This is a genomic window from Undibacterium sp. FT79W, from assembly GCF_014284215.1.
Lineage (GTDB): Bacteria > Pseudomonadota > Gammaproteobacteria > Burkholderiales > Burkholderiaceae_D > Undibacterium > Undibacterium aquatile.
The window spans coordinates 706218-725178 of the sequence record NZ_JACOGB010000001.1; the positions used below are offsets into that span (position 1 = coordinate 706218).

An 18961-nucleotide genomic window follows, 5' to 3' on the forward strand; every position below is an offset into this window, starting at 1 on the left:
GTGACATAAAAATTTGTTGCACTGACAGGCGCTTGCGGCGCAATCTGCCGCGAGAGATAAATGATGACGAACGACGATGAATGGATACGAACGAGATATGGGCGGTGAATATGGGCGATGATATAAGTCGAGCCCGAACGCCCGAAGACTGATCACGTCATATTATCGAGGCGCTTGGCGACCGCGACCAGCCATTGACGGATAACGGTTTCGTCTTCCGCACAAACGTCGGCCAGTAACTCTTTTTCAGCGGCACTGACGGCTGCTTTGCAGTGTTTTAGTAAACGCCGGCCAGCAGGGGTCATCTGAATAATTTGTATCCGTCCATGTTCTGCATGCGGTGTTCGAGAAACGATTTCTGCCCGCTCCAGATTACCGATAATCACACTCATTGTTTGCGGTGTCAGTAACGAGAGCCGCGCGAGCTCGGCACCAGACGCATCGGGATATGCCGCCAGCATCGTCAGCACCGAAAACTGAGGCAGCGTCACGCCCATGTCTTGTAAGGTTTTTTCCATTCTGATTCTGTGAGCCGCATGTGCCTGCCTGAGCAGGTAACCAATGTGGCCGTCTTCACCGCGTTTGCCTTCGCCTATTGCGGGAATGGATGTGCTGTGCAGTCGCGTCTTGCGCATGATGTTAGAATTCGTATATTATTGTTCGAATTCTTATATTAACTCTTTTGCTCCCGATATGACAACACTAATGCAGCGTGGATTTGACTGGCCATCCTATGAAAAAACAGCGCCGGGCGTGATCGCGGCGCTGAGCCAGTTGGGTAAAGCTATTGATGAATCCGGCTTGGAAAAATCGCTGACGGAACTCATCAAACTACGAGCCTCACAGATGAATGGCTGCGCATTCTGCCTGCAGTTTCATTTAAATCTGGCGCGCAAAATACAACTGCCTCAGCAAAAAATTGATTTACTGGCGGCCTGGCGGGATACGGAAATTTATTCTGTCCGTGAGCGTGCCGCACTGGCGTGGACGGAAGCGCTGACTTTGATGTCGCAACAACACATCGCAACGGAGGTGTATGTGGAATTGGTTGCCTCGTTCAGCCCGACCGAAATCGCTTTTCTGACTGCCGCGATCGGTGCCATTAATGCGTGGAATCGCATCGCTGGCGCTTTGCAGTTTACGCCGCCTTTTCCTGCCAGTTCAGTGGCGCGTTAATTTTAGGATTTTAAGAAATTTGAGAAAATGTCTGCGCATTTCTCGCCACTGTTTGCATCAGATGCGCTCACTGTGGAATGAGACTGTCGCCAGATTGATCGTGCTGTGAAATACTCACGCACTTCATCAGCGTCTGGCGCTGCTGACCATCGGTCAGCGTGCCGCAGCCACAGCAAGAATCAGTGCAGCTAAGCTTTCGCCATCAAGGAGTCACAGTGAAATGAATATACGCCCTATGCAAAAATATCTTGGAAGTTGCCACTGCGGTGCCGTGCGCTTTCAGATCGAAACGGATTTTCCGGAGTTGACGATGTGTGATTGCAGCATCTGCCGCCGTAAAAATGCGCTGATGGTCAAGGTGCATGAAAGTCAATTTCAATTGCTGGCGGGCGAAGAGTCGCTCACCGAGTATCAGTTTCACACCAAAACCGCGCGGCACTTCTTTTGCAAAGTCTGTGGCATCTATCCATTCCATCGCAAGCGGGTGACGCCAGACAACCTCGGCATCAACGTCCACTGCCTCGACGGCTTTGACCCAGCCAGCATCCCCGTGCGTCAGGCGGTCGGCGCCGCCATGTTGTAAGCCCTGCGCACATCTGCGGCACCGCTACGCACGTAGTTTTGCCATATCGCATCCATGTCCCGCGGCCAAATCCATAGCGCAGGCATCGTAAAACGCCTGCGACATGCTTTTTTTTGTGCTTAGCGCGTCTGAAAATACTGGGGGGAGTATATTTAAAGCCCCTTATTTTCTGCTGAGAATAAGGCATTTTTGGCACATACTCCCCTATTTTTATAAAAAAAGGGAATTTCGCCGTAATTATCTGCGACACGTGCTCTGGACTGAGGTGAGCGGTACGCGACAATTCTGTCATCGAAAATTTAACGCAGACGGACTGGTAAGGATATCTCTTAACCGTACCGCTTTTCATTCAGGAAGGCGGTCAGATGCTCGCAAAATACTATGTCGGCGACTTGCCCTGCGCCTTTTTGAACATCGTAATCAACGCGTTAACCGATGCGTATCCCAGATGTCCGGTGATCGCTTGTACCAGCCGTCCTTCAGCCTTCTGACTTAATGCAATTATCAGCTGCTGACGCCATCGTCCGAAGCTCAGGCAGGTCTCTCGTTCAATGAGCCTGCCGAGCGAGCGTTCATTAGTCGCAAGGCGATCAGCCCATTGACTGAGCTTGGAACGGTTACGTGGATGGGCATCAACGTATCGACAATTTTCCTGATTTTTTTTGTTGTCCGATGTTGGCAGATGCAGTTTTTCGATGATCGACTTTTCCAGTTGTTCCAACAACACAGCTGTCATCCTTGCCGATAGTGCTTAAGACAGGAATGCTTTTCCCGCAAGCACTTCGAAATAACTCTTGGTCTTTTGCTTGTTCACTGTTGTCCTCAGATCGTCAAATCTTCCGTACATATTGGAGTTGGCTACAGTGACATGCGTGTTTAAAAGCGCTGAAAACTTTACCTATGCCTAATTCTTACCCTTGCCATAGATTTTTTATTAGCGAAGCCTTTTTCAGTAGCAGATATGTTGGGTCGAGGACCGTTTTCATGACAGCTTTTTGGAAATTCAATTGGCCGGTAAGAGGGGTTATATTTTTAGTCTATTCTCGCGTTACCCTGAACAGTTAGCACATTTCGTGTAGTTACTTTTTTACGAAAATCAATTTTTATACAACGATTTGATTTAATAAAAAATAAACTAAAAGTATTATTGTTATAATATTTACTTGCTCTGAATCACTCCTTCTAAAACCCGCAAAAATTGAGTATTTTCTATGTTGTACCTGCGCATCCCTTTTTTACATGGAGTTCTTTTGAAAACCAAAAATGTCAAATTGAAAACGCTGCTGCTTTGGATTATCCAGACATCCTTGGTCGTATTTTTCTGTACTGCATGTGGGGGGGGCGGTGCCCCAGCGGTCACGCCACCATTGATTGGTACGCAACCAGTCAACCTGTCTGTTTATGTTGGTAGAACGGCAAATTTTTCTGTTGTCGCTAGTGGAACCGCGCCGTTAAGTTATCAATGGAAGCGAGATGGGATTGATATTCCGGGCGCGACAACAGCAAACTACGTATTGACTAATGCTCAACTTTTAGATAACGGAAGTATATGGACCGTTGTCGTAAGCAATAAAGCGGGAAGTGTGACTAGTGCGGCAGCAACTCTGAAAGTGAGTACGCCAATACCCGGAATTAGTTTATTTGCCGGGAGGCTACCAGGGCTTGATGGGCAAGGTGCCGCTGCTTCTTTCTCGGATCCATCGGGAATAACGGTCGATCTGGCAGGGAACATCTATGTGGCGGATTTTGCTAACCATACTATTCGCAAAATCACGCCTTCAGGGTTTGTTACAACGCTGGCTGGAACTGCTGCGAACAGCGGTTTCGCCGATGGTCAAGGTTCTGCTGCAAGTTTTTCTTACCCCGAAGGTATATGTGTCGACGTGAATGGCAATCTTTATGTTATTGATTCTGGTTTAAACACTATTCGCAAGATCACCCCTTCAGGATTTGTTACAACCATTAGGAGACGTGAGGGTGTCGGAGAGGCGGCAGATGGCTCGGTTAGTGATGCTCGCTTTCACTATTCAACGGGAATTGCTGTTGATGCTTCTGGCAATCTTTATCTTGGTGACGAGACCACTATTCGTAAAATATCACCGTCAGGTTATGTCTCTATTCTTGCTGGTACACCCGATGTCACTGGCTCGGCAGATGGGCAAGGGGCGGCAGCCAGGTTTAAAGAACCTCGGGGAATAGCGTTAGACTCCAATGGCAATATTTATGTGGCCGATACCGGCAATCGCAGCATCCGTAAAATTTCACCTACGGGGTATGTCACTACTTTGGCTGGCAATGCTGACATCATCGGGGCTTCGGATGGCATTGGAGCGTCTGCCTCGTTTTCCCACCCAATTGGAATAGCGGTGGATGTATCTGGAAATGTTTTCGTAAGTGATCGAGGTGCCATTCGAAAAATTAATAATAGTGGCGTGGTATCAACGTTCGCGGGAACTTCAGACGTCTTTGGTTCAAAAGATGGCCTGGGTGCTGCTGCTAGTTTTTCGCACTTGGGTCCGGTAGCGCTAGATGCTTCCGGTAATCTTTATGTTAGTGATTCTAACAACACTATACGCAAAATTTCCACGTCTGGATTTGTTACGACGTTGGCTGGAACTGTAAAAATCGACGACGACGTCGATGGTGAGGGGGGGGGCAGCGCAGTTTTTGGGCTTAGAGCATTTGGCGATTGACTCCAGTGACAATCTTTATACGGTTACTGCTCCATATGCGAAACCGAGTTCTCTTCGAAGAATAAGTTCAACCGGTGTCGTTACTACATTGATCAAAGATTTCGGAGACAAATTTGGTGCTGGTATTGTTTTGGACCCTCTCCATAACATTTATATTAATTACACTGGAGCCTACTGCGGACATTTTTGCGTGCTGCCGTGGGGTGTTATGAAGATCGATTCTTCTGGCGTAATGACTTTTCCTTTCTCTTACATGAAGTATCTTGCCGCAGATAGGATGGGCAATTCTTATGTTGCGGATGGCACTGTGATTAAAAAGTTTTCTCCAGATGGTTCCGTAATTGTTCTAGCTGGAACCTCTGGCGTAAAAGGTTTCGCTGATGGACCAGGCAATATGGCAAGCTTCTACAAGATATCTAAAGGTGCGTTGGATGCTTTTGGTAATCTCTATGTGGTCGACGGTGGTGAGAATATTATTCGCAAAATTTCAGCATCCGGAGTCGTCACGACTTTGGCGGGAGGAGTTGTTGTCGGCAGTGTGGTTGATGGATTTGGTACCTCCGCCGGATTTAAGTTTATTAAAGGCATCGCGGTTGATGCATCTGGGAATATCTACGTCACTGACATAGACACTATTCGGAAGATTACACCTGCCGGACTTGTGACAACAATTGTTGGCAAGTTAGGAACAGACCTAAATATTCTGGGCTCGCTACCGGGGGGGCTTAGTGACCCAAGGGGGTTGGCAATTGATTCATACGGTGTAATTTTCGTATGCTCCGGAGGAGTCATTTTGAAAATTCAACTTTAATTGAAAGCGCGTTTAACGACAAAGAGAACAGGTATTTGGGTCTGAGTATTGACCTTAATATTCCGAGATCATATCGGGCTACCCACTTTGGGTCTGTTTTCATCGATCATGTCTGCCAATTATGTGACGTTACGCACACATTAAAAACCATATGAATTTGACTCTGCTAAAGGCAGCCTCTTTTCAGTTAACGACCAAGGTTGATCGAAGAGGGGCCAGAGTTTTAGACGCAGCGAGTTTCCGAAGCAGCATACATATTGTGTTGCTTGTTATAGCGCTACCCAATGCCTCTGCCAACATTGCACAGCATTAAAATTTTTTGGACGGATAACACAAAAATAAAATTCTGAGAAAGGGTATCCCTTGAAAATTTTTTTTAAGCGAGCTGTTTCTCTTTCCTACCCCTCCAATGTTGTAGGTAAGGCGGAAGTAGAAAATACCGTGTCTAGACTGAACGAGATGTGATGAGAGCTACAAGAGTAGGTATCCCATAAAAAGTGAGGCACCTGTGTGTGGCACCGGCCACCTGGAGAAAAGAGAAAAGCCCTTGATAAATCAAGGGCTTATATATCTTTGGAAGGGGGCGGTCGAATCATCCTCTGAAACCCGCATGAATAAACGATCTAAAATTTTAGAAAATGCCACATGGATGCACCCATGGATGCAAAAATATTTTCTTACTTTATTTGTTGTAATTAATGCACATACGATCTAAACCCCTAGGGGGTAGTTTTCTCTCTCCATAAATTCATAGTTAAGCTAACGGTTTCCGCCTGTGCTTTTTTAGACTTTTGACCCACCCCACCATATCCAAACTTATACCCCCCTTGTATCTACGCAAACTAGGCACAATTCGGGGTCATGGCACCCGCGTATCTATCAGGTGAAAAAGGACCCATGAATTTTTTAGGTAAGGGACTTAACCGATTTAACCTGCTGCCGGTTAATTTAACTATGTTTTGACATGTGCGGCTAAGTTATCGGCGGGGTTTGAACTACCCCCATTATGAAACGCTCATTAAGGAACCGTTCGTACCAGCAAGTTAAAAAAGGAAGGAAGTACACAGCCGCCAAACATCTGGGCAAAACTCGGGGTCTTCGCGCCCACAGTCTTTAAAACAAAAAAAGAACCTAAGAATTCTTTACGCCCATATTGGATAGGCGCATATAGTCTAGCATCGTTTTTGTTAATGGATTCCAGAAAGGCTGGCAATTCATCTGGCGCAATGGCGGCAAAGTGTCCGGCCTTCACTGGTTTAAGTACGTCTTTCAGGTCGGCGGCGGGGTTCCGGTTCTCAATGCCGTGCTGATTCGCATAGCTGAATACTCGGGCGCATGTCGCCTTCAAGCGGTGCGCGACTTCACCAGCGCCGCGCTCTTCAATCTTGCGCAAGGCCGCAATCATTTGCTTGTGCGTTACTTCGCTGATAGGGAGTTTGCCTATCTCTGGAAAGATATCTTTCTCCAGCCGGTTAATGGTGTCCTTGGCGGTGGCCGCACTCCATGCGCTCAGACGGGTGCTATGCCATTCACGGGCAATTTTCTCAAAGGTGTGGGCGGCAGATTCAGCGGCAAGCTGCTTTTTTTCGTCGCGCTCGGCGGCGGGGTCGATACCATCTTTCAGCAACTTAGATGCAGCCAGACACTTAGCCCTTGCCTCGGCCAGACCGATCAGCGGGTACCGTCACGACCTATCTAGGATTTAATTATCTGCAAAATCTGAATCCAGCCGCCGCCTATACCGCAACCTATACTGACAATGGGGTTGGTGTTGCAGGGACTTTGAGCTTTGGCACTCCCGCAGTGAGTGTGACGATGACACCCAATGCCAATGCCAATGGTGACGGTGGAATTGCTTACGGTTCTCCTGTGACGGCTGGCGTTGCCATTGCCAGCAATTCAAAGGATAGCAATTTGCCTGCGGTCGCTATGATTTGCCAAAATATTTCGGGATCGAGTTCAACCAAATCCACGGATGTGCTGGTCACAAGCACTGCCACACAAATTACCTCGGCAAGCGGTCTTGCGAATCAAACCTTTACTTTCTTCCGTGAAGACTGTTCGCAAGGTGGAACGAATCCGCCAACAACAAGCGGGAATGCCTTGGTATTTGACGCAAACGGCAATGTTACTGTAACGGGAACCGCGACGATTTCTTCGCCAACAATTTCAGCGAGTACATTTACTCTGGCTTTGAACGGGCAAGCTATCTATGACGCAACGGCAGGTAAATATACCGTGTTTAATGCCTTTAGTTTTGTTAAACCGAACGGTTCAACAGGCTATGCGGTTATTGAGCATGATGCGCCGGCATTAAGTGGTATGACTAAGGGTGTGATTTCTGTCTGGTCTCAGCAATAAAGTTGTATAGAAAAGCTCAAATTACTCGGACTGCCACTCTGAAGTTGCACAAGATGTAAGTGTAAGAAAAGTCGTGCTCAAGAAGGAGAAACAACCCGGCTGCCGGTGACCACCAAGCCGCTGGCAGCAGCTAGAAATAACGACGACGCTATGCTGGAACAAGCTCAAGCTCAAAACTTAACGGTGCAAATTGAACCCGCTTGAATTCCACATGTTTCCATTCTGCGCCACCTAAAATACGCTTTACGGTAGCGATGTCATGAGTAGACGCATTGCAGCCAAAGACAATCTCGGCAATAGCCTCTTCAGAAAATTCGACAACTCCTGGTGCCGTTCTAACTAATCGATATTCTTTTTCATACGCCCAAGAATTGGATTTGCTAGAAAGGCTAGCTGCAATAATTCTATTTGTATAAAAATGATGGTGGTCAGTAATCAGACGCTGAGCTTTTTCTACCGTTAAATTTGGTTCGGAAAGCAGATCAGCAAGCTTTTTAGATTCTTGTTTGAAAAGGTCAATGAATGGGGGTGTCGCACAGTACTCAACATTAGAACCACCTAACAATCCATATTTTTTGTGGTTAGTAAGCATTTTATTAAAATAGTTTCTGTGGAATCCAATGCAAAATCCCAAATGAGCATTCCCATAGTGGGACCACATTAATGGGTCTTTTACGTTTTCCGAAAGAGAAAAGACTCCAGTCGTCTGCACAATTTTCTCGATGGATTCGTGCATATCTTCATCTAGGTTTTCACTAATAGAGCAAACTCTACGCCCTCGAAAGTTCAGCATAAGGTCTTTAGCAAAACCAGGTTTTTCACTGTCGATTGCAAATTGCAACTGCTTGCCGATCGTAAGACGGCAATCTAACGGATCATTAAGGCTAGCTGGTGCGGCAAAATATATTTCCCTATCGATCAATATCCGCAATCCAATCGAATTAAATGAGCGAAATTTATAAAGTACATTGTCGTTACTAACGTCTTTTGAACTTGATAACCCATTATTTGGGAAACCAAGAGATTTCGTTGATCCCATCAGTAGGTCAAAAGCCACGTCATTTTTTTCCACGATTTAAAACCTTGATTTTTTGCGGTTAGTCGTTTTTTTCTTGACAGTAAATTTTTACAGATATAGATACAATGCATTAATATTAACTCATAAATACGGAGCCGATATTTAATACTTTTTTAAGTAATCCATGTTACCGAAGCTATTAGAACGATCTGGTTATCTGACGGATTTCGACTCGTAACATTTATAGCTAATTAACTCAACCAGTTGGACAGCCCGGGCATTTCCATGTATCAAATTTTCAATTTTGGAATATGCTCCTGTTCCGCACCACCAGCTTCTCCACTACCTGATTTTTCAACGGCATAGTTCTTAATCACATTGCTATCATTGGCAATTTTCAAGGCAGGTCGGCAATCACGGATAACTTCAAGATTGGCTTTGCTCGGTTTGTAGCCAGTGATTTGTTCAGGACGAAATGCCCCTGATAAAACAGCCTCAAGAAATGCCTGTTCTTTGAAATGTTCGCTGCCAGTGAGGTGTAATCCCTCCCAGCCCTTTTCTTTGGCAAGCTTGATTGCTACTTTGATTTCTTCCTCTGTGCCGTTTTCGAATTTGATTTGACTGCCGTAGTCATAGATTTTTCCGCCACCGATCAGATTGAGTTGAAAGCAAATGCCAATGTCAGTTTCTATCTGATCTACGCCAGTGCATAGCCCGTCAAATATCTCCAGCAAGATTGGAATGTAGGTGCGACTGAAAATGGCTTCGCGGTATTTTCTGTGGTTCTTATAATCTGTCGCGTTCAAAAATAAATGCTTCGCTTTTTTCGCTTCGACAATCTCAGTTTTTAATTGACTGTCGCTGACGGGCTCGTGTTCCAATTTCAATTCAGCGATTGCTTTTTTCCATTGCTGCTTACTCATATTTTTCTCCTTGATTAAGTTGTTGAGTTCCTTTCGTTTTGAGGTGATTCCTTGTTTATCCATGGCATGAGAATTTGCGCCGACATGCACGGTCGGGATTTGGTCTAGTCCTTGGTCTTGCAAACTGCGGTGATCTATACGGGATTTACTGGAAGTGATAGATAATCGTCTGTTGCAATGTTTTGCCCACTGCTCACGCCATTCTTCCAATTGTTCTTTACTATTCCAGGCACGGTTCTTTTGTCCGAATCCGTCGTTCGTAATATTGATGTCGCGGGTAGTGAGCAAAATATGGGCATGCGGATTACCCTTCTTATTGTGAATGACGACATCCGCAATCATGCCTTTGCTGGTGAGCTGAGTATGCACAAATCGCTCCAGCAAAATAATGTGCTGTGACGGGCTTAATTCAATCGGCAAGGCGATCATTAGCCTGAACGACCACCCAGACATCCGGCGAATATTTGCAGGCTTTGAGATCGATACTGTGCCGATTAAATACACGGTCGGCGGCGGTGCAAAGAGTGTCGATAGAAACGAGGTGATTATTTATTCGTGGGACAGATCACGCGAGCCGGTTGGCTTGTTTTAATAATCTAAAGCTCCGATGTACTGGGATTTACTATTTATATGAAGCTGTTCAGTTATTGGTACATAATACTGATTAAAAATTCAGTATTATGCACTTATGAAAGCATACATTCTTCCCATGCGCCGTAACGGTATCGCGCTCCCAAAACGCCGCTTATTTGATCAATATAATCAAGGCCACTTTGGTGAGTTGTCGATGAGCACGACATCCGATCAAGGTCTGCATCGTGTCGTGCGGCTGGCTCGATTTGTTCGAGGAGTGTCGAAGTACACGCTGTTTGAACCGCAGATATTGTGGCTGGAAGGTGACAGGATGATGCTGTCTGGTTTTGAGCGAGTTGAAACTGAGCGGGGAGATGTGGAATATGCGCAGTCATGGCTGTGCATTTTGGGGGAGAATCCTGCTATTCCTGAATTGAACCGAGAGTAAAAAAAAGCCCGGATATACCGGGCTTTCCATGCTGTCATTTTGTTGTCATTCCGGAGCCTAAACTACCCTAAAACACCCCATTTAATGACGACAATAAAATCATAACTCATTGATTTTATTAGTATTTTTGGCGGAGAAGGGGGGATTCGAACCCCCGGTAGGGATAAACCTACGCACGCTTTCCAGGCGTGTGACTTAAACCACTCATCCACCTCTCCTGCTTTTCGCCAATGCCAGATCAGCGAAGCTCGCTATTCTAGCAAAGTATTGAGGCAGATGGAAGTATGTTTTTAATGTATTTGAAATATCATGCACCAAGCCACGGCAAATCATTGGCGCACCAACCCCCGACTGTTTTTCTGTGGCCATGCGCATCTCTGTCTCCTTCAAAGCCTTGCAGGATGTCAAAACATTGGGTGTAGCCGGTTTCGCTGGCGAGTTTTGCCGCATGACGTGAGCGCACACCTGAACGACACAGAAAAAGAATGACGGTATTTTTGTTTGTTGTAATGGTGGCGAGTTGCTGTAAGAAATCAGGGTTTTGCGCTCCGCCCGGATACAGGCTCCACTGCACTGCAAAATGTTGAGTGTCGTGAATCAAGACCTTACCAACCCAATCACGTTCGGCATTGGTGCGGACGTCAACGAGGATGCAATCTGGATTCGACTGCAATAGTTCAAAGGCCTCAATGGGAGTGACCGCTCCGGCATACGGAAGCGATTGTTCCTGTGCGCGTTGTCGGGCAGATGTGAGCGTAGTGTTGCTAGACATAGTTAATCCAGTGCGGGCAGTTTGTGGGGGCATTTTCATTGAATTATGCATGAAGCGACACGCGTATGCATCGCTTCAGTGTGGTTTGATTGGTGGTGCGTATAAAATTCAGTTGTTAGCAGGCTCTGCGTCTGAGATAGATAATTTGCATACAAATCAGTCGCCATATGAGTGCGCACACTGAGAGAGCACGCAATACTGGTGACAGCTTATGCTGTCGACAGCACACCTATTTCGCAGTGCACATTAATGGTGCAATCATTTGCACCTAAAAAGTGCAATCATTTTTTTCATATACTTATTTTGTTTTTTTTGGTGCATCACCAGAAGCTTATGATTCTTGATTTTGATTAAACGTTTTAAAAACAAAGTGTTAGCGATAATTTTCTGTCGTTGTGCGGATTCTGGAATATGGCATAGTTTCTGCTATTATTGTTCACGGAGTTGAGCGGTCAGATGATTATGCAGAAAGAAAATTAACGACAGGTTTCTTTTGTCAGGATGGCAGAACGAAGGCTCAGTAATCCCCGATTTATTTTTAGCGCTACTTGAGGAGTTTCACATGGCAATGACAGCTGCAGAAGTTTTGAAGATGGCGAAAGATAACGAAGTGAAATTCGTTGATTTTCGTTTCGCAGATACACGCGGTAAAGAACAGCACGTGACTGTGCCTGTTTCTCACTTCGATATCGATAAGTTCGAATCTGGCCATGCATTTGATGGCTCTTCTATTGCGGGCTGGAAAGGTATCGAAGCTTCTGACATGTTGTTGATGCCAGATCCAAACACAGCGAATATCGATCCATTTATGGAAGAAACCACATTGTTTATGCAATGTGACGTCATCGAGCCTTCCGATGGCAAAGGTTACGACCGTGATCCACGTTCTATCGCAAAACGCGCGGAAGCTTATCTGAAATCTTCCGGTATCGGCGATACAGCCTATTTTGGTCCTGAACCAGAATTCTTTATTTTTGATGGCGTACGCTGGAAAATCGACATGTCCGGTTGCTTCGTCAAGATTGATTCTGAAGAAGCGTCTTGGACTACAGGTGAAAAACTGGAAGGTGGCAATACTGGTCATCGTCCTACAGTCAAGGGCGGTTACTTCCCAGTTCCTCCAGTCGACAGTTTCCAGGACATGCGCTCTGAAATGTGCCTGATTCTGGAATCTTTGGGTATTCCAGTGGAAGTGCATCACCATGAAGTTGCTGGCGCTGGTCAAAATGAAATCGGCACAAAATTCTCTACATTGGTAGAGCGTGCTGACTGGACTCAAAATCTGAAATATGTTGTCTGGAACGTGGCTCATACCTACGGCAAAACAGCGACTTTCATGCCTAAACCTATCGTTGGTGATAATGGTTCCGGTATGCACGTGCATCAATCGATCTGGAAAGATGGCAAAAACCTGTTCGCAGGCGACGGCTATGCTGGCTTGTCTGATTTCGCTCTGTACTACATCGGCGGTATCATCAAACATGCAAAAGCACTGAACGCGATCACGAATCCAGGTACTAACTCTTACAAGCGTCTGGTTCCAGGTTACGAAGCACCGGTGAAACTGGCTTACTCTGCTAAAAACCGTTCTGCATCTATCCGCATTCCTTACGTTGCGAATCCAAAAGGCCGTCGCGTTGAGGCGCGCTTCCCAGATCCACTGGCAAACCCATATCTGTGCTTCTCTGCACTGATGATGGCAGGTCTGGATGGTGTACAGAATAAGATTCACCCAGGTGAAGCAGCGTCTAAAGATTTGTACCATTTGCCACCAGAGGAAGATGCATTGGTTCCAACAGTGTGCGCGTCTCTGGAAGAAGCCTTGGATGCACTGAATAAAGATCGCGAATTCCTGACTCGTGGTGGTGTGTTCAGCGACAGTATGCTCGACGCTTACATTGAACTGAAAATGCAGGAAGTTCAACGTATGCGCATGACTACGCATCCTGTTGAATTTGACATGTACTATTCCCTGTAATTGCAAGGGATGCTATAAAAGCGGGGGCAACCCCGCTTTTTTTGTTTTGTTACTGCGCGTAACGTGGAATTGTGAATATGCGCAGCATCGCATACACTACACCTCTGTTTTTGACTAGTGATTGAATATGAAGCGACTATTGATTGGTTTTATTTCGTTAATCGCCATCCAAAATATTGCCCACGCGCAGGCCGATGTGTTTTTATGCGTCGATGATAATGGCAAGAAAGAGTATAAAAATACGGGCGCGACTAAAGGTTGTAAGAGAGTCGAGTTGCCCGGCATTACAGTTGTTCCTGCCCCGGCTTTACCTTCCACTCCCAAGAAAGCACAGGCAAAATCCGCTTCTAGCCCTGCAGATTTCCCTAAGGTTGACGAGGGAACACAAAAGGCCAGAGATTCGGATCGCCGGCAAATTTTGTTGGATGAGCTCAAAGCGGAAGAGCAAAAACTGGCTGATTTGAAAAAAGAGTACAACAATGGTGAGCCTGAGCGTCGTGGTGATGAGCGTAATTACGCAAAATATCAGGAACGCACCGGAATGATGAAAGATAACATCAGCCGCACCGAAAAGAACATTGAGGCATTGCGGCGTGAAATTTCCAACCTAAAATAATGCAAAATCTCTGCTTTCCATGCAAGAAATTGAATCGGCGGGCATGATGCTTGCATAATAAGGTCGCACTATGCGGCCTTTTTTTATGGATTATGGTGAAAAATTCTCTCTCTATTCTGCCGGCATTCGCCGGACTTGAGCTGCTCAGCTCTGCTGTCATCGTGTTTAATGCTGACGGTAGTATCAAGTTCGCTAATCCAGCAGCGGAGATATTGCTGGATTGTTCAGCGAAATCCCTGATCGACCAAAAGCTCAATGCTTTATTTTTAAATGGCGATGCTTTGTTGGCGGTGTTTCATCAGGCAGTTGCCCATCATTTCGCTGATAAGCGTCAGGATCTGACTCTGGAGCGTGCTGGCAGAGAGCCTTTGCATGTGCATAGCATCGTCACAGCATTAGATAATCCTGAAACACCGGTATTGATTGAATTCCGGGAAAACGTCCAGCAACTCAAGCTGGATCGGGAAGAGAGGATGCTCGATCAGAGCAAGGCAAATAAGGAGCTGATCCGTAACCTCGCGCATGAAATTAAAAATCCACTCGGTGGTATCCGCGGAGCGGCGCAGTTGCTTGAGTTGGAATTGCCAGAGCGTCAGCTCAAGGAATTGCGCGAGTATACGCAAGTCATCATCAAAGAGGCAGATCGCTTGCAGACGCTGGTTGATCGTTTGCTTGCGCCTCACCGTCTCCCCCATATAGTAGGTGATGTCAATATTCATGAAGTGTGCGAGCGAGTTCGTAGTCTGATTGTGGCGGAATTTCCGCAGGGACTGACAATTCACAGGGATTACGATTTGTCGATACCGGAATTCCGTGGCGATAAGGAGCAGTTGATACAGTCAGTGCTGAATATTGCCCACAACGCCGCACAGGCGTTAGCGGAGCGAATTCGTCACGGAGACGCAGAGCTGACTTTTAAAACCCGTGTCGTCAGGCAGATTACTTTAGCGAAGGTCAGATACAGGTTGGCATTAGACTTGCATATCATTGATAACGGTCCTGGAATCCCGCCCGAAATTTTTCACCGCATTTTTTATCCTTTAGTTTCAGGACGAGATGGTGGCAGCGGACTTGGACTGACTCTGGCACAAACCTTTGTCGATCAGCACTTGGGTGTAATTGAATGCGAGAGTCGTCCCGGTTGTACTGATTTCAGAATCCTTATTCCTCTGCCTTAAAGTCGGACGAGGAAACGCTTTATTAGTGCAAGTTAGCGCCTTTGCTAATCAATATGTTCAAACCTGGAACTAAAAAAATATGAAACCTATTTGGATAGTGGATGACGATGATTCAATTCGCTGGGTGCTTGAGAAAGCGCTCGCAAGAGAAAATCTGACGACCAAGAGTTTTACAAATGCGCGCGATGCCATGACTGCTTTGCAGTCGGATACGCCACAGGTATTGGTTTCTGATATTCGCATGCACGGCGCCTCTGGCTTGGAACTGTTGCAAACCGTCAAAGCTAAGCATCCCGGCTTGCCAGTGATTATCATGACCGCGTTCTCGGATCTGGATTCTGCTGTCGCTGCTTTCCAAGGCGGTGCGTTTGAATACTTAGCCAAACCATTTGATCTTGATAAAGCGGTTGAATTGATTCGTCGTGCACTCGATGAGAGTCTGCGCGAATCCAGCGTCGAACAAACGATTTCTGAAGCGCCGGAAATTCTTGGTCACGCACCTGCAATGCAGGATGTTTTTCGTGCGATAGGGCGTTTATCGCAATCGAACGTGACAGTATTAATTACCGGTGAATCAGGAAGTGGTAAAGAGTTGGTTGCCCGCGCCCTGCATAAGCATAGCCCGCGATCATCCCAGCCTTTTATTGCGCTGAATACTGCCGCGATTCCTAAGGATTTATTAGAGTCTGAATTATTTGGGCATGAGCGCGGCGCGTTTACCGGGGCGCAGACGACGCGACGTGGTCGTTTTGAGCAAGCAGAGGGCGGCACTTTATTTCTCGATGAAATTGGTGACATGCCATTCGACTTGCAGACAAGATTATTGAGGGTGCTGTCGGACGGACATTTTTATCGGGTGGGTGGTCATCAGCCGATGAAGGCGAATGTACGTGTGATTGCAGCGACCCATCAAAATCTTGAAACCAGAGTCCGCGAAGGTTTGTTTCGCGAGGATTTGTACCATCGCTTGAATGTTATTCGCTTGCGTTTGCCTAGTTTGCGTGAACGTCGTGAAGATATTCCTGTGCTGGCGAAATTTTTCTTATCTCAAAGTGCGAAGCAACTGGGTGTCGAGGTCAAACGTTTATCTGAGTCTGCTTTGCAGTTTTTGTCAGGATTGGATTTCCCTGGAAATGTCCGGCAATTAGAAAATCTGTGTAACTGGATTACCGTCATGGCGCCAGGTCAGACGGTGGAGATCCCGGATTTACCGCAGGATTTGTTGCCCTCAGGTGAGCAAGGTAACGGCGTAGCAACGACAGCGCATAGGGCTGAGGCAGAGCCCTATATCAGCAGCGCTTCTGAGGCGACCCTGTTGCATCACTCACATATTTCTGTCCCCGATCGCCAGCTTCATCCTGCGCAAAGTTGGATTGAGCTTTTAGAAGAAGAGGCAATGACGATGCTGTCGCAAGGCCAACCTGAGGTCATTGTGAAATTAGGCGATAAGTTTGAAGCAATCGTGATTAAGGCTGCGCTCAAATATACACATGGACGGAAAAATGATGCTGCTGTCAGGCTGGGAATCGGACGTAACACGATCACGCGCAAAATACATGAGTTGGGTATCGACGGCGCAAAAGATGACTGAACCGTTATCCAGTTACATGAAATTTTAACCCTCTGAATTTCGCCGCGGTTTTGAAGCGGTGCAGTTCTGATGTTTTTGATGTTAACGAGATACGGGCAATTTCAAGATGAATCCGATTCACCTTGAAATTGCCCGTTCTTAATTGGTCTGCTATTCGTTAGTTGTATATCGAGTTAGCTGTCAGCATTGATGGACAGTGCTACTGCTTCCGCAATTTTGATACCATCAACACCTGCTGAAAGAATACCTCCTGCGTATCCTGCACCTTCGCCAGCCGGGTAAAGTCCTTTAGTGTTCAGGCTTTGCAGTCCATCGTCAGTTCTCTTAATGCGAATGGGTGATGATGTCCGGGTTTCTATGCCAGTCAGGATGCCATCGTTCATCGCAAAGCCTTTGATCTTTTTATCGAATTCAGGAATTGCTTCGCGTATCGCGTTAATCGCAAAATCAGGTAAGGCGTCGGCCAGATTACAAAGCGTCACGCCAGGTTTGTATGACGGAGTCACATTACCCAGTTCTGTTGATTTGATCCCTTTAATGAAATCGCCGATAAGCTGCCCTGGTGCATTGTAATTTTCACCGCCCATTTTGTACGCGCGTTCTTCGAGTTTGCGCTGCAAATCAATACCTGCAAGAGGATTCCCCGGGTAATCTTCCGGAGAAATGCCGACGACAATGGCGCTATTTGCATTGCGTTCATTGCGCGAATACTGACTCATCCCGTTGGTTACCACACGCCCTGGTTCCGATGTCGCAGCGACAACCGTCCCTCCGGGGCACATGCAGAAGCTATACACGGAGCGGCCATTCTTTGCGTGATGCACCAGCTTGTAATCTGCGGCACCCAGAATTTCATTTCCTGCGTTCGGGCCAAAGCGCGCTTTGTCGATGACGGATTGCGGGTGTTCGATACGAAAGCCAATTGAAAATGGTTTAGCTTCAATATAAACGCCCTTATCGTAGAGCATCTGGAATGTGTCGCGGGCGCTATGGCCGATCGCAAGAACAACGTGATTTGATTCGATGTATTCACCATCATTCACGCGCACTCCACAGACTTCACCATTTTTGATATCGATATCCGTTACTTTTTGCTCAAAACGAATCTCGCCGCCGAGTGCTTCAATGTTATGCCGCATCTCTTCTATCATCTTCACCAGCCGAAAGGTGCCTATGTGAGGCTTGCTGACATACAGAATTTCTTCTGGCGCTCCTGCCTTCACAAATTCAGTGATTACTTTTCTACCGTAATGCTTTGGGTCTTTGATCTGACTGTACAGTTTTCCGTCAGAAAATGTTCCTGCACCGCCTTCGCCAAATTGCACGTTCGATTCTGGATGGAGTTCACGCTTACGCCATAATCCCCAGGTGTCTTTTGTGCGCTCCCTGACGGTTTTCCCTCGCTCGAGAACGATGGGGCGATATCCCATCTCTGCCAGCAATAATGCAGCGAACAGACCGCAAGGTCCAAAACCAATAACAATTGGACGTTTAAATTTACTATCGTGAGCATGTGCAACGAACTTATAGCTGGTGTCCGGTGTTGCACAAATATTTGGCTGCTTGTTCAGACGAGCCAGTGCCTCAGATTCATTTTTTAATTCTACGTCGATGGTGTAGATCAGAATAATTGCGGTTTTCTTTCGTGCATCGTAGCTTCGCTTAAATACAGTGAAGCCAATAAGATCCGATTCAGGAATTGCTAATTGTTCCAGTATCGCCCCTCTTAATGCGGATTCAGGGTGATCTAAAGGAAGTTTTAAGTCGGTGATGCGTAACATAGATGGTGTCCGTAAAACTAATCAGTAAAAACTGTTTAGTAATTTAATTCTGCGTAAAAGTAATATTTTACCTGTTACCGTAAAGGCAGCAGTTAATTGTTGCCCAGAACATGAGCTGTTGCGCAGGATGTCCATGCCGCGGTCATTCGCATATTCATTAAAATAATTTACCTGTTAAATTGCGAATTGAGGAAGGTTTTGCTATAGTTCGGCTCCCGCTGAGAAGCGGGGGAAGAAAGTGAAGAGCTGCAAGTAAAAAAGCAGCCCGCACAGTCGACAGACCGAAGTCAGGCCAAGTGATCCGATTGGTGCCCGCACAACAAAATGCGGACGCTGAGAAGAAAAAGCGAAGCGAAAGGGCGAAGGGAGTTGACAGTGAGTGAGAAGTACTTCATAATCTCGTTTCTCTGCTGCTGACGCACACAACGATGCGAAGCAAAACTCGGAAGAGTGAAGCGG

General features: G+C 46.4%; 17 protein-coding genes, 1 tRNA gene and 1 pseudogene. 11 read left to right on the forward strand and 8 right to left on the reverse strand.

All coding sequences use genetic code 11. The annotated features are described in order from the left end of the window. Positions 1-152 precede the first annotated feature (152 nt). A complete protein-coding gene (locus H8K38_RS03085; protein WP_186883293.1) occupies positions 153-635 on the reverse strand; it encodes a MarR family winged helix-turn-helix transcriptional regulator in 483 nt (160 codons plus the stop codon). A gap of 58 nt (positions 636-693) precedes the next feature. Here H8K38_RS03085 and H8K38_RS03090 point away from each other — a divergent pair, with 58 nt between their 5' ends. Next, entirely contained in the window at positions 694-1176 is a 483-nt protein-coding gene (locus tag H8K38_RS03090) for a carboxymuconolactone decarboxylase family protein (protein ID WP_186883294.1), read from the forward strand. Positions 1177-1396: 220 nt separating this feature from the next. Then, complete coding sequence (locus H8K38_RS03095; protein ID WP_222610720.1) at positions 1397-1759, forward strand: GFA family protein; 363 nt, start codon at positions 1397-1399, stop codon at positions 1757-1759. Between the two features lie 379 nt (positions 1760-2138). Here H8K38_RS03095 and H8K38_RS03100 read toward each other — a convergent pair whose 3' ends face one another. Continuing rightward, positions 2139-2480, reverse strand: a complete 342-nt coding sequence (locus H8K38_RS03100; protein WP_222610721.1) for an AraC family transcriptional regulator — start codon at positions 2478-2480, stop codon at positions 2139-2141. 529 nt (positions 2481-3009) lie between these two features. Here H8K38_RS03100 and H8K38_RS03105 point away from each other — a divergent pair. Both H8K38_RS03105 and H8K38_RS03110 read left to right on the forward strand, forming a co-directional pair. Beyond that, the gene (locus H8K38_RS03105) at positions 3010-4452 is read left to right on the forward strand and encodes a hypothetical protein (protein WP_186883296.1); all 1443 of its coding nucleotides are present in this window, start codon (positions 3010-3012) and stop codon (positions 4450-4452) included. Positions 4453-4540: 88 nt separating this feature from the next. Then, entirely contained in the window at positions 4541-5263 is a 723-nt protein-coding gene (locus H8K38_RS03110) for a hypothetical protein (RefSeq protein WP_186883297.1), read from the forward strand. Positions 5264-6281: 1018 nt separating this feature from the next. Here H8K38_RS03110 and H8K38_RS03115 read toward each other — a convergent pair. After that, positions 6282-6890: a hypothetical protein gene (locus H8K38_RS03115; RefSeq protein ID WP_186883298.1), complete on the reverse strand. Its 609-nt coding sequence runs from the start codon at positions 6888-6890 to the stop codon at positions 6282-6284. Between the two features lie 188 nt (positions 6891-7078). Between H8K38_RS03115 and H8K38_RS03120 the strand changes: the two genes are divergently transcribed. Further along, positions 7079-7624, forward strand: a complete 546-nt coding sequence (locus tag H8K38_RS03120) for a hypothetical protein (RefSeq protein ID WP_186883299.1) — start codon at positions 7079-7081, stop codon at positions 7622-7624. 148 nt (positions 7625-7772) lie between these two features. Here the strand turns inward: H8K38_RS03120 and H8K38_RS18665 are convergent, their stop codons facing one another. Both H8K38_RS18665 and H8K38_RS03130 read right to left on the reverse strand, forming a co-directional pair. Further along, the gene (locus tag H8K38_RS18665; protein WP_186883300.1) at positions 7773-8696 is read right to left on the reverse strand and encodes a DUF2971 domain-containing protein; all 924 of its coding nucleotides are present in this window, start codon (positions 8694-8696) and stop codon (positions 7773-7775) included. 236 nt (positions 8697-8932) lie between these two features. Next, complete coding sequence (locus H8K38_RS03130; protein WP_370587044.1) at positions 8933-10018, reverse strand: MobA/MobL family protein; 1086 nt, start codon at positions 10016-10018, stop codon at positions 8933-8935. Here H8K38_RS03130 and H8K38_RS18345 point away from each other — a divergent pair. Both H8K38_RS18345 and H8K38_RS03135 read left to right on the forward strand, forming a co-directional pair. Then, positions 9981-10157, forward strand: a pseudogene (locus H8K38_RS18345) (DNA adenine methylase); the annotation flags it as partial. The gene H8K38_RS03130 and the pseudogene H8K38_RS18345 overlap by 38 nt on opposite strands. 96 nt (positions 10158-10253) lie before the next feature. After that, on the forward strand, positions 10254-10586 hold the full coding sequence (locus tag H8K38_RS03135; protein ID WP_186883302.1) for a hypothetical protein: 333 nt from the start codon (positions 10254-10256) through the stop codon (positions 10584-10586). A gap of 128 nt (positions 10587-10714) precedes the next feature. On the opposite strand, the gene H8K38_RS03140 is transcribed toward H8K38_RS03135, so the two are convergent. Together H8K38_RS03140 and H8K38_RS03145 are read right to left on the reverse strand one after the other, a co-directional pair. Continuing rightward, positions 10715-10804: transfer RNA gene (locus H8K38_RS03140), tRNA-Ser, on the reverse strand. 89 nt (positions 10805-10893) lie between these two features. Further along, a complete protein-coding gene (locus tag H8K38_RS03145; RefSeq protein WP_186883303.1) occupies positions 10894-11358 on the reverse strand; it encodes a rhodanese-like domain-containing protein in 465 nt (154 codons plus the stop codon). Positions 11359-11920: 562 nt separating this feature from the next. Here H8K38_RS03145 and glnA point away from each other — a divergent pair. The 4 genes from glnA (at position 11921) to ntrC (ending at position 16721) form a co-directional block, all read left to right on the forward strand. Then, complete coding sequence (glnA, locus tag H8K38_RS03150; RefSeq protein WP_186883304.1) at positions 11921-13336, forward strand: type I glutamate--ammonia ligase; 1416 nt, start codon at positions 11921-11923, stop codon at positions 13334-13336. 127 nt (positions 13337-13463) lie between these two features. Then, the gene (locus tag H8K38_RS03155; protein WP_186883305.1) at positions 13464-13952 is read left to right on the forward strand and encodes a DUF4124 domain-containing protein; all 489 of its coding nucleotides are present in this window, start codon (positions 13464-13466) and stop codon (positions 13950-13952) included. A gap of 92 nt (positions 13953-14044) precedes the next feature. Beyond that, complete coding sequence (gene glnL, locus H8K38_RS03160) at positions 14045-15130, forward strand: nitrogen regulation protein NR(II) (RefSeq protein ID WP_186883306.1); 1086 nt, start codon at positions 14045-14047, stop codon at positions 15128-15130. 79 nt (positions 15131-15209) lie between these two features. After that, on the forward strand, positions 15210-16721 hold the full coding sequence (gene ntrC, locus H8K38_RS03165; protein ID WP_186883307.1) for a nitrogen regulation protein NR(I): 1512 nt from the start codon (positions 15210-15212) through the stop codon (positions 16719-16721). A gap of 173 nt (positions 16722-16894) precedes the next feature. Here ntrC and H8K38_RS03170 read toward each other — a convergent pair whose 3' ends face one another. Then, positions 16895-18502 carry an NAD(P)/FAD-dependent oxidoreductase gene (locus H8K38_RS03170; RefSeq protein ID WP_186883308.1) on the reverse strand — a complete coding sequence of 536 codons (1608 nt, stop codon included), beginning with the start codon at positions 18500-18502 and terminating at the stop codon, positions 16895-16897. Positions 18503-18961: the final 459 nt, after the last annotated feature.

Coding starts and splice junctions, on each gene's coding strand:
- H8K38_RS03085 (WP_186883293.1), bottom strand. CDS start 635: ATGCGCAAGACGCGACTGCACAGCACATCCATTCCCGCAATAGGCGAA.
- H8K38_RS03090 (WP_186883294.1), top strand. CDS start 694: ATGACAACACTAATGCAGCGTGGATTTGACTGGCCATCCTATGAAAAA.
- H8K38_RS03095 (WP_222610720.1), top strand. CDS start 1,397: ATGAATATACGCCCTATGCAAAAATATCTTGGAAGTTGCCACTGCGGT.
- H8K38_RS03120 (WP_186883299.1), top strand. CDS start 7,079: ATGACACCCAATGCCAATGCCAATGGTGACGGTGGAATTGCTTACGGT.
- H8K38_RS03130 (WP_370587044.1), bottom strand. CDS start 10,018: ATGTCTGGGTGGTCGTTCAGGCTAATGATCGCCTTGCCGATTGAATTA.
- H8K38_RS03135 (WP_186883302.1), top strand. CDS start 10,254: ATGAAAGCATACATTCTTCCCATGCGCCGTAACGGTATCGCGCTCCCA.
- H8K38_RS03145 (WP_186883303.1), bottom strand. CDS start 11,358: ATGTCTAGCAACACTACGCTCACATCTGCCCGACAACGCGCACAGGAA.
- glnA (WP_186883304.1), top strand. CDS start 11,921: ATGGCAATGACAGCTGCAGAAGTTTTGAAGATGGCGAAAGATAACGAA.
- H8K38_RS03155 (WP_186883305.1), top strand. CDS start 13,464: ATGAAGCGACTATTGATTGGTTTTATTTCGTTAATCGCCATCCAAAAT.
- glnL (WP_186883306.1), top strand. CDS start 14,045: ATGGTGAAAAATTCTCTCTCTATTCTGCCGGCATTCGCCGGACTTGAG.
- ntrC (WP_186883307.1), top strand. CDS start 15,210: ATGAAACCTATTTGGATAGTGGATGACGATGATTCAATTCGCTGGGTG.
- H8K38_RS03170 (WP_186883308.1), bottom strand. CDS start 18,502: ATGTTACGCATCACCGACTTAAAACTTCCTTTAGATCACCCTGAATCC.